Annotated in this window: 11 protein-coding genes and 2 pseudogenes; 5 read left to right on the top strand and 8 right to left on the bottom strand. The window is 61.6% G+C overall.

Annotated features, from left to right (window positions below; all coding sequences use genetic code 11):
- Positions 1-86 precede the first annotated feature (86 nt).
- From tnpC to YUO_RS42930, 3 genes and pseudogenes are all read left to right on the top strand, one after another.
- On the top strand, positions 87-1,652 hold the full coding sequence (gene tnpC / locus YUO_RS0135650; protein WP_035728364.1) for an IS66 family transposase: 1,566 nt from the start codon (positions 87-89) through the stop codon (positions 1,650-1,652).
- Positions 1,653-1,679: 27 nt separating this feature from the next.
- Positions 1,680-2,262 (top strand): annotated as a pseudogene (locus YUO_RS42935) (acyl-homoserine-lactone synthase).
- A 242-nt stretch (positions 2,263-2,504) separates the two neighbouring features.
- Positions 2,505-3,284 (top strand): LysR family transcriptional regulator, encoded by a 780-nt coding sequence (locus YUO_RS42930; protein ID WP_347335962.1) that lies wholly within the window; start codon positions 2,505-2,507, stop codon positions 3,282-3,284.
- On the opposite strand, the gene YUO_RS0135635 is transcribed toward YUO_RS42930, so the two are convergent.
- The 8 genes and pseudogenes from YUO_RS0135635 to YUO_RS48785 form a co-directional block, all read right to left on the bottom strand.
- Complete coding sequence (locus YUO_RS0135635; RefSeq protein WP_028351445.1) at positions 3,257-3,499, bottom strand: DUF2274 domain-containing protein; 243 nt, start codon at positions 3,497-3,499, stop codon at positions 3,257-3,259. The two genes, YUO_RS42930 and YUO_RS0135635, sit on opposite strands and share 28 nt — an antisense overlap.
- Entirely contained in the window at positions 3,499-4,248 is a 750-nt protein-coding gene (locus tag YUO_RS42925) for a TraB/TrbI/VirB10 family type IV secretion system protein (RefSeq protein WP_156908916.1), read from the bottom strand. The genes YUO_RS0135635 and YUO_RS42925 overlap by 1 nt, the downstream gene beginning before the upstream one ends.
- Positions 4,249-4,251: 3 nt before the next feature.
- Positions 4,252-4,611 (bottom strand): putative entry exclusion protein TrbK-alt, encoded by a 360-nt coding sequence (gene trbK-alt / locus YUO_RS0135625; protein WP_235782943.1) that lies wholly within the window; start codon positions 4,609-4,611, stop codon positions 4,252-4,254.
- A gap of 2 nt (positions 4,612-4,613) precedes the next feature.
- Positions 4,614-5,346 (bottom strand): annotated as a pseudogene (gene trbJ, locus YUO_RS42920) (P-type conjugative transfer protein TrbJ).
- The gene (trbE, locus tag YUO_RS42915; protein WP_083754865.1) at positions 5,343-8,129 is read right to left on the bottom strand and encodes a conjugal transfer protein TrbE; all 2,787 of its coding nucleotides are present in this window, start codon (positions 8,127-8,129) and stop codon (positions 5,343-5,345) included. The pseudogene trbJ and the gene trbE overlap by 4 nt, the downstream one beginning before the upstream one ends.
- Positions 8,130-8,287: 158 nt before the next feature.
- Positions 8,288-9,484, bottom strand: coding sequence for a hypothetical protein (locus tag YUO_RS0135605; RefSeq protein ID WP_028351443.1), 1,197 nt, complete (start codon positions 9,482-9,484; stop codon positions 8,288-8,290).
- Between the two features lie 447 nt (positions 9,485-9,931).
- Entirely contained in the window at positions 9,932-10,114 is a 183-nt protein-coding gene (locus YUO_RS0135600; RefSeq protein ID WP_028351442.1) for a hypothetical protein, read from the bottom strand.
- A gap of 131 nt (positions 10,115-10,245) precedes the next feature.
- Positions 10,246-11,286, bottom strand: coding sequence for a thermonuclease family protein (locus YUO_RS48785; protein ID WP_347335961.1), 1,041 nt, complete (start codon positions 11,284-11,286; stop codon positions 10,246-10,248).
- 113 nt (positions 11,287-11,399) lie between these two features.
- Here YUO_RS48785 and YUO_RS48780 point away from each other — a divergent pair, with 113 nt between their 5' ends.
- Positions 11,400-11,927, top strand: coding sequence for a hypothetical protein (locus tag YUO_RS48780; protein WP_063830350.1), 528 nt, complete (start codon positions 11,400-11,402; stop codon positions 11,925-11,927).
- Between the two features lie 87 nt (positions 11,928-12,014).
- Positions 12,015-12,677, top strand: a complete 663-nt coding sequence (locus YUO_RS0135580) for an SOS response-associated peptidase (protein WP_028351441.1) — start codon at positions 12,015-12,017, stop codon at positions 12,675-12,677.
- Positions 12,678-12,775 lie beyond the last annotated feature (98 nt).

Here is a 12,775-nt window from a genome sequence, read left to right as displayed (position 1 = left end):
GGCGGCGGGCTGATCGCCGGGATTTGAATCGATTACGTGCTCGGCAGCCCGGACAGAGCCTCCATGTTGTGATTCTCTGGTCGGCGATGGGCGCCGATGATTCTCTCCCCAACGATGTGACCGCGTTGAAGGCAATGTTGCGCGCCGAGCGCGCGGCCCGGTTGGCTGCGGAAGCCGAGGCCCAAGCGCGGACATTGCTGATCGAGAAGCTCAAACTCACGATCAGGAAGCTGCGGCACCAGCAGTTCGGACAGTCCTCCGAGCGCGGGGCACTATTGGACCAGCTCGAACTGCAGCTCGCTGATCTGGAGGAGAACGCCGCGCAAGCCGAGACCGCGGCGGCAGCCGAGAAGATTGCGGTGCCATCGTTCGAGCGCCGCAAGCCGGCGCGCCGGCCGCTGCCGGAGCATTTGCCACGGGAGCGCATTGTCTATCCGGTGCCAGGGACCTGCCCATGCTGCGGCGACAACCGATTGCGCAAGATCGGCGAGGACGTGACCGAGATGCTGGAACTCATTCCGCGCCAGTGGAAGGTGATCCAGCACGTGCGCGAGAAGTTCGTCTGCCGGGCCTGCGAAGCGATCAGCCAGCCGCCGGCGCCCTCGCATCCAATTGCGCGCGGGCGTGCAGGGCCGAAGCTGCTCGCTCATGTCTTGTTCGCCAAGTACGGCCTGCACCTGCCGCTCAATCGTCAGAGCGACGTCTACCAGCGCGAAGGCATCGACCTCGATGTCTCGACGCTCGCCGACTGGGTGGGCGCGTCGGCCGCAACCCTGATGCCGCTGGTCGACGCAATCCGGAGCCATGTCTTCGCTGCCGAGCGCATCCATGCGGATGACACCACGGTGCCGGTTCTCGCCAAGGGCAAGACCCGGACCGGCCGGCTCTGGACCTATGTGCGCGACGACCGTCCGTTTGCCGGGCCGGATCCTCCCGCAGCCATGTTCTTCTACTCGCCGGATCGTGGTGGGGAGCATCCGGAGCAGCATTTGGCGGGCTATGCCGGGCTGATGCAGGCCGACGCTTATGCCGGCTTCAGCAGGCTCTACGAGGCCAATCGCAAGGCAGGCCCGATCGTCGAGGCTGCATGCTGGGCTCACGGCAGGCGCAAGTTCTTCGATCTCGCGCGGCTCAGCAAGGCGCCGATCGCGGCCGAGGCGGTCAAGCGCATCGATGTCCTGTTCGCCGTCGAACGTGAGATCAACGGTCTTGCTCCGCAGGAGCGCCTGCGCGTGCGCCAGGAGCGTAGCCGCCCTCTGATCGTCGAACTTCAAGCGTGGTTGCGCGAACAGCGCGCCAAGCTCTCCAGGAACAACGATACGACAAAGGCAATCAATTACCGCCTCAGCCGCTGGGACGCATTTACCCGCTTCCTTGATGACGGACGGCTTTGCATGTCGAACAATGCCGCCGAGCGCGAGCTTCGGGCTGTCGCCGTGGGCAGAAGAAATTGGACCTTTGCCGGCTCCGATGAGGGCGGCCGGCGTGCGGCTGCGATCTACACCCTCATCGCCAGCGCCAAGCTCAACGACATCGATCCACAGGCTTGGCTCGCCGACGTGCTGGCCCGCCTGCCGGACTATCCCGCTAAGCGCATCCACGAACTTTTGCCCTGGAATTGGCGACCTCAGAACGTCGCTCACGCCGCTTAAGCGCGATCAGCCTGCCGCCAAAACGGCCTGGCCGGGGGCCGCCGCCGGATGCTTACCTTTAAACAGCGGCTCGACTGGGATGTTCAGATCAGCGGCGATATGGAGGTCGACGAGTTCGACGTCGTTCGGCCAGTGCACCTACTGCATCGATCGACCGATGGTCGGCTTCAAGGTTGCGTGCGGCTTCTCCCATCAACCGGGCCCACCATGCTTAGAGACACGTTTCTAGTTCTTCTGGACGGGCAACCGGCTCCGCGGAGTGAGAAGATTTGGGAGAGCAGCCGCTTTGCGCTCGACGTTCCTCAAAATGCGCCGAAGGCGACTGGAGGACTTACGACCGCCACGTACGAGCTTTTCGCAGCCATGATCGAGTTCGGCCTCTCGGTCGAACTGACCGAAATCGTTACCGTCACAGACGCGCGCATGGAGCCGTATCCTTCGCCGTGCGGGATGGCCACTACGCCCGATCGGAAAGGCTCGTCCGCTGGGAAATACCAAGGCGGTTGCAGGCTACCTGGAGGTGTCGATCGATGCCTTAGAGCGAATTCGCTATGCCGGCCGTATCGCGGGCCCGGTCCTCTGGGCTCCAGTCATCCGAGCGGCCGCCTAGGATTTGGAAGCAAGTACTAATCGCAGCATCGCTGCACCATTGGAGCGAAAAGCCATCGCGCTTAGAAGTACGATGCACACTCCACGTCGAAGACCTTCCCCTCAAGCCAGCAAAGCTATCGAACTGAAACACCTGAGATCGGCCGTTACTGCGGCCGATTGCGGGAGCTTTCGTAGAGCCGCGGAATTGCTGAGGTCGCAACATCGAGCGTCAGCCGGAGAATTAGCGAGATCGAACACCATTTGGGCATACAAATTTTTGAGCGCTTCAGCGGAGGTGTGCGCCCAACCCGGGCCGGCTGTGACGTTCTTCGGCTGGCCAGTACGATTCTGGAAGAATTCGACGCGCTCATCGCAACGGCGAGATCCGTTCAGAACAGCGAAACCGGCCGCCTGAGCGTCGGCTTCTGCACCTCACTTTCAGCGGGCAATCTGCAAGCCTTGCTACTCGAGTTCAAAGAGCAATTCCCCCAGATCGAACTCGCGACCGTCGAACGATCACGGATGCGCCTAGCAGCAGCACTTCGCAACAGCGTGCTCGATGTCCTGATCGTGACAGGGAGCCTCCCATTGCTGGACAACAAAGCCATGCCGCTGTGGAGTGAGCGTGTTCTGGTAGCCTTACCCCATGATCATTCGCTAGCCGCGCGGGAGACTGTGCACTGGACCGATTTGCACGGCGAGACAGTGCTGCTCAGTCATTGTGACCCGGGAAAGGAGCTCGAAGATCTTCTGGTTTCCAAGCTCTTGTCCCCTGAGGATCGCCCCAAAATCGAGCGCCACGACGTCAGTCGCGGCATCATCAAAAGCTTGGTTAGCATGAACACAGGAATAACTTTGGTACTCGAGTCCGATGTGGGGGCAAATCTTGCGGGCCTTGTCTACCGAGAACTGCGCGATGGCACGGGTCCGAGCTGCTTAAAGTTTTCGGCCTATTGGCGCCCCGACAATGAAGGCCCCGCGTTGGCGGCCTTCCTGAAGTTGCTCTCTGACCGCTATTCCTCGCCCCCGCTCGGACGTTGACGCGCCCGTCGAGCTTTCCGGAAGCTCCGGTCCGCTGCCATGAACCGCGCCAACATCGGCGCGATAAGCTTGGCTGGTTCTCCGATCGGCTGACCGGTCTCCTGCGCGAGGATATCGGCGTAGGCCAGAAGATCCCGGTGGATACTCGCAGGTAGTTCGTGCGTGACCTTGACCGGCTTATCATCCTCGATGGCACCGAGTTTGAGTTTGGCCATTATCGTCCCCTGTACGGCTCGAGCACCAGATCGCGATTGACGATCACCCGCACCGGAAAACCCGGACGGATCGTCAACGTCGGCTGGATATTGAGATTGCGGCGGACCACCTGCTGGCCCGTCTGGTTGATCGAATCCCCTGCCCCGCGGCGCAGCGCAGCAATGAGGTCGCTGTTGGTGCTACCCGTATCCGCCCCGGAATTCACGTCGGTGCCGACCGCGAGCAGCGTCGTGAGCGCTGCGGCGCCGAACAGCTCCTTCCAATGGTTGACGACTTCATCCTCAAGACCGGAGTAGCCCGCAGCGTCTGCACCGGGCTGCCGCTCCAGGACAATCGACCGGCCATCCGGCATGATGAGCCGCGTCCAGATCAGGAGCACACGCGACTGGCCAAATGCGACCTGGCTGTCGTACGTCCCGATCAGCCTTGCTCCCTGAGGGATCAGGCGAGCTCGCCCGGTAGGAGAGTCGTAGACTGCTTCCGTGACTTGCGCCGTGATTTGCCCCGGCAGATCGGAGCGAATGCCCGTGATGAACGCAAAGATACCGACGAAGAGTGTCTTCTTGACGAGGCGAGCGAGAACGTCCTCGTCAGGGCCAAAGGACCAGAACAGGCCTGCGAGCGTGAGGTCGATCGCGGCCAACGTCGTGGCGAGATAGCCGACCTCGCCACTGAGAAGGCCGAATCCGGAATCGATGTAGCGCGTGAAGTTTTCCAGGAACTGGTCGATGACGCCGGTGCCGCCCATGGCTCACTCGTTTTGACTTGGAATGGAGGGATGACCGGGTTGGACGCGGCTTTCGTCCTTACGTGGGACGGGAGAGGAGAATGGCGCCGTACCGACCCCGCGGCTTGGGGATCCGCTTCCCCCCAAAAACTGGCCGCGCTGGGCCCAGATCTTTTGGCACTCGAGAAGAGCTTCCTTCTGCTCGTAGGTGACGGTTCGGCATTGCTCGAGCTTTGCCGCCGTCGCATCGGCCTTCGGAGCGAGCGAGGCGGAAGATTGGGTCGCGCTTTCGTCGCCACGCAGCCGAATGGCGCAGGCCGCGACGCTCAGGACTGCTAGGCCAACTGCCACCGCGATCGGCAGCCGTTCAAATCTGTTCTTCATCATTAGTGGAACATCTGCACGGTTGTCGGTTGATAGCCGGCGCCTTGCGTCAGGAAGCGCCGCAGCTGCTCCCTCCCCTGGTCCTGGGCGGCTGCCCGCTGCGCGGATTCAAGCGTTTGCGCGCGGCCTTGCGCAGCAACAGCGGCGGTAAGATCCGCAAATTGCTGTGCCTGCAGCGCCAGGAGCTGATTACCGGCCTGGGTTGCCTGGAGCGCACCTGAGGCCCCTTGGCTCGCTGTAACCAGGGCCGACATTTGGGTCCGGTTGGTGTCGAGATTGCCGACGACGGTTGCCTGCACCCGCATGGCGTCCTGCAGCCCGGCAACCGAGTTCTGCCAGCGCGTTTGCGCGTTTGCGACGAGCAGGCCGTCGGACATGCTCATGGACGCTGGCGCGTAAGTCGTGGAGAACGCGCGATCGATCTGCTGCACGTTATAGGCGATGCGCTGAGCCTGAGAAAGCAGCTGCTGGGTGCGCTGAAACGACTGTTCGAGCTGCTGCAACGACGAATACGGCAGGCTCGCAAGGTTTGTCGCCTGATTGATCAACATCTGCGCTTCGTTCTGCAGCGAGGTGATCTGATTGTTGATCTGCTGCAGCTCGCGGGCGGCCGTGAGCACATTCTGCACGTTTGTTGGGATCGAACACGATCCACTGCGCCTTCCCTTCCCGGGGCGCCTGGAGCACGCAAGCTGCGATGACGCTTGCTGCCATAACCAAACGAAGACGTTTCACGAGAGGCCTCCTTTTTTGGCAAGCTGTGGAATGAGATTGCAGGCCCAGCTGAGGTCGCGCGCCCTCAGCCAGCCGGTGACAAATTCGTTCCGTCCGTGCTCGGCAAGAACCCGCTCGATGAGAGCCTGATCGGTTTTGGAAGACGCCGCTGCAAAGCAAAGCGCGATTTCGCCAAGACCCAGATCAAAGAGCCGATTACCGCGGCGCGACTGACAGTAGTAGTCGCGCTTGGGCGTCGCGCGCGCCAGGATCTCAATCTGCCGGTCATTCAGCCCAAAGCGCTGGTAGACCGCCATGATCTGCGGCTCGATCGCGCGATCATTGGGCAAGAGAATCCGGGTCGGGCAGCTCTCGATAATGGCGGGCGCAATTGCAGATCCGTCGACGTCAGCAAGCGACTGGGTCGCAAACACCACGGACGCGTTCTTCTTGCGCAGCGTCTTCAACCACTCGCGGAGCTTGCCGGCAAAATTCGCATCATCGAGCGCAAGCCAGCCCTCGTCGATAATCAGCAGCGTCGGTCGGCCGTCGAAACGGTCCTCGATCCGGTGAAACAGATAGGCAAGAACCGCCAGCGCGACAGAGGTTCCGATCAACCCGTCGGTCTCGAACACCTGAACGGACGCTTCCCCCAGCCGCTCGCCTTCCGAGTCGAGCAGCCGCTCGTGCGGCCCGCCGAGACAAAAGGGCTGCAACGCACGTTTGAGCGCATTGGATTGGAGCAGCACGGAGAGGCCCGTGAGCGTTCGCTCCCCAACTGGAGCCGATGCAAGTGAGGTCAACGCCGACCAGATATGATCCTTGGTCTCGGGTGTGACCTCAATGCGCTCGCGCGTCAGGATCGAGGTGATCCAATCGGACGCCCAGCCCCGCTCGGCGATATCGTCAATGCGCGCAAGCGGCTGCAGCGCCACTGACTCAGCTTCTCCAGCAACAGCACCACCAAGGTCATGCCAATCTCCACCCATGGCGATTGCGGCTGCGCGGATTGAGCCGCCGAAGTCAAAGGCAAAGATCTGCGCTTGCGGATATCGTCGGAACTGCAGCGCCATCAGCGCAAGCAGCACCGATTTGCCGGAACCGGTCGGTCCGACGATCAAGGTATGCCCAACATCGCCGACGTGCAGCGAGAACCGGAACGGGGTCGAACCCTCCGTCTTGCCAAAGAACAGCGGAGGCGCCTTGAAATGGCTGTCCCTCACCTCACCCGCCCAGACCGCAGAAAGCGGGATCATGTGGGCGAGGTTCAAGGTCGAGACCGGCGGCTGGCGGACGTTGGCATAGACTTGTCCCGGCAGGCTGCCGAGCCAGGCTTCGACGGCATTCACCGTCTCGGCCATGCAGGTGAAGTCGCGGCCCTGGATCACCTTTTCGACGAGGCGGAGCTTTTCATCTGCGGCGCTCGGGTCGCGGTCCCAAACCGTGACGGTAGCCGTCACGAACGCCTCGCCGATCTGATCGGAGCCAAGTTCCTGGAGCGCGCTATCTGCGTCCATGGCCTTATTGTGGGCATCGGTATCCAGAAGGGTGGAGGCTTCGTTCGTCATCACTTCCTTGAGGATCGCGGCGATCGACTTGCGCTTGGCAAACCATTGGCGCCTGATTCTGGTCAGGAGTTTTGTGGCGTCGGTCTTGTCGAGCATGATAGCCCGGGTCGACCAGCGATACGGAAACGCGAGGCGGTTGAGATCGTCGAGAATCCCGGGCGTGGTCGCTGTGGGAAAGCCCACGACCGTCAAAACACGCACATGCGCCTCACCCAGCATCGGCTCAAGTCCGCCTGTCAACGGCTGGTCGGCGAGCAGCGCATCGAGGTACATCGGGATTTCCGGCACGCGAACGCGATGCCGCCTGGTGGAGACCGTCGAATGCAGGTAAGTCAGTGTTTGCTCGTCATCGAGCCAGCCGCATTCCGGCATGAAACCTTCGACGAGCTGCAGCACGCGGTTGGTCCGGTCGATGAAGCTACTCAGCACCTCGCGCGCATCACTTCCGGCGCTGCGATGGCTGCCCTCGTAGAGGAGGCGCTCGGCCACGGCCGCACTCTCTGCCGGCGGCAGATAGAGAAAGGTCAGGTAGTAGCTCGATTCATAATGGCTGCCAGCTTCCTCGAACTGCGCTTTCCTCTCTGCATCGACCAGGGCGGATACGACATCCGGATATGGTTCCTTGTTGTGCGAACGCTGCAAAGCCTCCCAGACTTGCTCCTGCCGGTCGTGATCCGGATTGACCGTGAACGCCATCAGTTGATCGAGCGTCATGCCATCCTCAGCATAGACGTCGAGCAGCCTTGACGAGACGGAGGCGAGCTTGAGTCGCTGCTTCACGACCTGGACGCTAACGAAGAAGGCAGCCGCGATCTCCTCCTCGCTCATGCCTTTCTCACGCAAGTCGCGGAAGGCGCGGAATTGATCGAGGGGATGGAGCGGCGCGCGCTGGACATTCTCGGCAAGCGAATCCTCCTCGGCGAGACCTTCGGTCCTCACGACGCAGGGAATCGGTGCTGTGCGGGCAAGTCGCTTCTGTTTGACCAGAAGCTCAAGCGCGCGATAGCGCCTTCCACCAGCCGGGACCTCGAACATGCCTGTCTCGCTCCCGTCGCCATCAAGGACAGGCCGGACCGAGAGACTTTGGAGGAGCGTGCGGCGCGCGATGTCTTGCGCAAGCTCCTCGATCGAGACGCCCGCCTTGATGCGGCGCACGTTGGACTGGCTCAGCACCAGCTTGTTGAAGGGAATGTCACGGGATTGGCTCAGCGTGATCTTCTGAACGGATTTTGCCATTGAAGTTGCTCCACGACGGACGATCCAAAGCCTTTCTCTGGACCTTCTGGCCCGTCACGAAGCCGAGCGCCGCCCTCTTCCTCTGGAGGGCGACGTTGAAGCAGAAGCACGAGGGCTGAAGCCGGCCGTGCGGAATGGTTTGGAGCAACACGACAGGGTCAGGCGACCCGATCGAGTAGCTTCTTCGCTCGTGCCTCGAGGTCGAGCCGGGCATCCTGATGGGGTTTGTCCCGTGCGACGGCAGTAATGCCCTGTACGAAGTCGAAGATGCTCTCGGGTTTGCGGCCTTCCTCGGCCAGCACCACATCGATGATCTTCGCGGTCTCCGACTTGCCGAAGCCACGCTTGCGCAGGAATTCGGTGCGCTCGTCGTCCGTGCGCGCGACGATGCGCTCGCGCGCAGCCCTGATGCCATTGACGAAAGGCATGGGCGAGGAATTGGCGAAGCGAGTCAGCGCCGGCGCCGCCTCGTGGGCGAAGCGTGAGGCGGCATATTTCGAGTGACGGATGGTGATCTCCTCAAAATCCTCGACGCCCCAAAGGTTGCGATTCTGGCAAACAGCGCGGAGATAGAAACTCGCGATCCCGAGCGTCTTGGCCCCCACCTCCGAATTCCAGCAATAGAAGCCGCGGAAGTAGAGATCGGGCGAGCCATCCGGCAATGTCCCTGCCTCAATCGGGTTGAGGTCGTCGACCAGGAACAGGAAGACATCGCGATCGGACGCGTACAGCGTGGTCGTGTTTTTCGTGATGTCGACGCAGGGGTTATAGACGCCCGTGGACCAGTCGAGCACACCCGGGATCTTCCATCGCGTATCGCCGGTGCCATTGCCTGCGATTCGCTGCACGGCGGCGACCAGTTCGTGGTCAAAGATACGGCCATAGTCGGGGCTGGTCACCGCGCGCAGCTCAACGCGTCCGTCCTCGACCTCTAGCGTCTTGATCAGTTCGGCGCGATGCGAGGTCAGCCCGTACTGAAGATTGATGGCGGCAAGAGGTGCCGGGAGCTGGCGCAAATAGGTCGACGGCGCGCCAATCATGGTTGTGAGCTGCCCGAAGCTCCAGTGGGTCGGCGCAAGCGGCACCTCCTCACCCGGCAACAGCAGGGTCAGGCGCTCGGCGTCGTCGCGGCTGGCTTCCACCCTGATCTTTTCGCTCTCGACCGTCCGGGTCCGGCTTCGCTCGGCGCGTCCGCGGATGGCGCCGAACAGCTCGGAGAGGGACAGGTATCGCTCGCCCGCCGGCCGGGAAAACCATTCCGAGGACACGCGGCCGACGCGCTCACCACGGCTCACATCCACCTTGTAGCCGCCGCGCTCACCGCGAGTGGCGTCCATTACATTCAGCTGGGTCATGGGTAATCTCCATGACGGGCACCGCGAGACTCTCTCTCGGCCTCCAACCCGTCACGAAAATCCCAGCTTTCCTCTCGCTCTTGACGACTCCGCAGGGAGCGTACCGCGCATTGTACGATATCTCAGGAAGAGACCCTTCGGCCGAAGCGGAGCGGAGGCAGAGAGAAGGCAGCCGACGAAGGGGCAGTGATAGCGACGCGGGCATGAAATGCCCGCGGGCAACGAGGCTACTGCAGTCGCGAGACCGGTTAACAAGGCACCCGCGTTCGGGGCAGTGATAGCGGCGCCGGCATGCAATGCCGGCGGCCTCCTAACGCGAGAGCCTCCGGCGAGCGACACCGTACCCGCGCAAGGGATCGAAACCGGACGGCCGAGACGCGTCAGCGGCTCGGTTCACGAGAGCCCGGTCCGCGGCTAGCGGATGCGCACAAGCAGAATTCGCTTAGACTAGATTTCCTCGCGTGCATTCGTCTGCGCATCATAGATCCTGACCTGAAGCATGGGAAAACGTTTCTTTAGTTCTTCTCCACCTGCCCTCGCCCCGTCTTTGGTCGCAAATTCGGCTTTGAGTCGGCCGTCCACTTCAAGCGCGTAACCAGAGGCCGGTAGTTCACGGGTAGCTGCAACCATTTTTTTCTTTTGTGCAGTGAGGTGGTTGAGATTGATGGGTTAGCGTGAGTCGCCCAAACCACGCCAGAGCCACCTGCGACCGTGGGGATAGGCCACCGTCGTTGTGGATTGACGGCCTGCATTAGAGTCCATCAAGGATGGGCATTTGCGTCGTCCGAACAGTCGGCGGGCTTTCCGCTTGCGCGGATGCAGCCTCGGTAGAGCCACGGCTCGACGTAGCTGCCCTTCCAGATTCCGCGGCCAGCGTGTTCGGCTTCGCGCTGAGCGCCACCATATCGGCCTTTGGAGTATTGGGGCCAATCCAGCGCCAGACCCTTGCGAACAAGCCATTCGCCGAGATCGTTGCCGCCGACCGAACAGGTCGCAACCGTCCGGCCATATGGGTCGAAGCTAACGGGGGAGCAGTTAACCGGACGCCGGGCAATGAATGCGTCAAGTTCGGTTGCTGCCTTGCCGCCACAACGATATTGCGAACTGTCTTCGCCGCGGCATAGCTGGCTGCTCTCCGGCGCGTCGATTCCCCAGAGCCGGATGCGTGCTCCATGAATTTGCAGTGTGTCGCCATCAACGACAGTGGCTTGACCAACAAGGTCATCGGACAGCGCCTCGCCCGAGAAGAGCAGGAAGAGCATAAATAGCAGTGTCCGGCGCTTGATCATGGCGTTGGACACCCGTCGATTATCGCAAATCGCGCGGATTGAATTCGGCCAGTTCTCGAGCGGCTTCAGCGACGGCAGATTCTCAGGCCGCTCAGGATAGTGAAACTCCGTACCGCGCAGCCAGCGTCCCTCGAATCGCTCCCAGAACAGGATTGCATCCATCTGCCAGGTAAATTCGTAGACTCTCCAAACGCCATCATTCTCAATCACCTCGCCGGTCGCATTCAACGGCAGGCTATTCAACCTGCAGAGTGCGTTGATTTCATCCCAGTGCTCACGGATGTAACGGTCTTCGAGCGCGACGTGGTATGGCCGGTCTTCGCGCCAGCGTGGTCCGCCGCCGCGCGGATAGAAGCCCTGGCGCGGCATCATGAATTCGGGGATGCGCGCGATCGCCTTGCCGATGCGGCGGGCCTCATCCGAGGATAGCTTGCTGACGCCGAAGCTGTAGCGCTGCGTGTCATCATGGCAATAGAGCCATGCCAAGGTCACGCCGTTGGCGTCCTTGACCACGTAGCACTCCGAATTTTCCCGGATCAGCGTCCAGGGCGGCTTGAAACGGCGGCTTGACTCCATGAGAACAAAATAGGAACATACGCCATCGACGGTCAACCTGGAACAGGGCCATGTCCTCGGTCTCTCAGCCGAACGAACAGGACGATGGCCTTGAAGCCGCTGTTGATCAGGCGATCGCCGTCTGCGGCGGCGATCCGCGTTCGGCTGTTCGCGCGCTAATCATTGCGAACAATCTCTTGGAATCGGAGATAGCGGAGTTGAGGAAGGCCGTGTCGCATGCCTACACGCGCGGACGCTTTCGGACCCTACACGGGATAGAGTCAGCGTGTGGTGAAGCAGCGATGAAACATCAGGACAGGCTTTCCTTCATCACGGACGACCAGGCCGAGCAGATGGGAGCCGACATGGCGATCCAGTTCATGCTCGCGACACTATACCAGATCGTGTCGGAATTGGCGGATGACCCGCGTGGCTTCCGTACGGATGTACATAGGGAACTTTCCGATCTCGCAGCGACCTATAAGCTGCCACCTATGCCTGAGGACACTGAACGAAAGGTTCGGGCCGCCGCCGGCAAGATTCTCGACGGCATCATGATGCGATCATTTGAACAGAACGGGGTGAGGACGTCATCGTGACGGCTGGACATGCAGACCAGGTGATATTCGGTCACGCGCAGTGCCGCGGCCTGGCGGTGTCGTTAGCCGTCGAGAGCGACCGCTGACATGTGCAATCTGTATTCGATCACCACGAACCAGGCGGCGATTGCCGGCCTGTTCAGACGCATGAACCAGTATGTCGGCAACCTGCCGGCGATGCCCGGTGTTTTTCCGGATTATCCGGCACCGGTGATCCGCAACGCGGGTGATGCTGAAGAGATGGTGTTGATGCGCTGGGGCATGCCGCCGCCACCAAGGAACGGTGGCCCGCCAGTGACGAATATTCGTAACACGTCCTCCCCCCACTGGCGCAGTTGGCTGAAGCCGGAAAACCGCTGCCTTGTGCCCGCGAACAGCTTCGCCGAATACGCTCCGGAGGCGAATCCGGAGGCCAAGAAGAAGGACGTCGTCTGGTTTGCACTCGGCGACAGCCGGCCGGTGTTTTGCTTTGCCGGCATATGGACCGAATTCAACGGAGACCGCGGCACGAAGTCGAAGCCGATCCCCGGTCCTCATCTCGTCTATGGTTTCTTGACCACGTCCCCGAACGCGATCGTCGCGCCGATCCACCCAAAGGCAATGCCAGTGATCCTGACGACCGAGGAAGGACGCGACGTCTGGATGCGCGCTCCGTGGGATGAGGCGAAGGCGCTGCAGCGTCCGCTGCCCGATAGTGCGCTCCATATCGTCATGCGCGGGGCCGATAAGGAAGACAAGGTAGCGGCGTAGGCTGCCTTTCGGCCGTACATCGGAACACGCGGAGGGACAAAGCAAAGGATTTACCACGTGCTCTGACGGCAACCGCAGCGTAGTCGAACTTGTTGCGG

The organism is Bradyrhizobium murdochi (assembly GCF_000472965.1).
Taxonomy (GTDB): Bacteria; Pseudomonadota; Alphaproteobacteria; order Rhizobiales; family Xanthobacteraceae; genus Bradyrhizobium; species Bradyrhizobium murdochi.
Note: the sequence above shows the minus strand (reverse complement) of the source record. Positions and strands in the feature narration are given on the sequence as shown.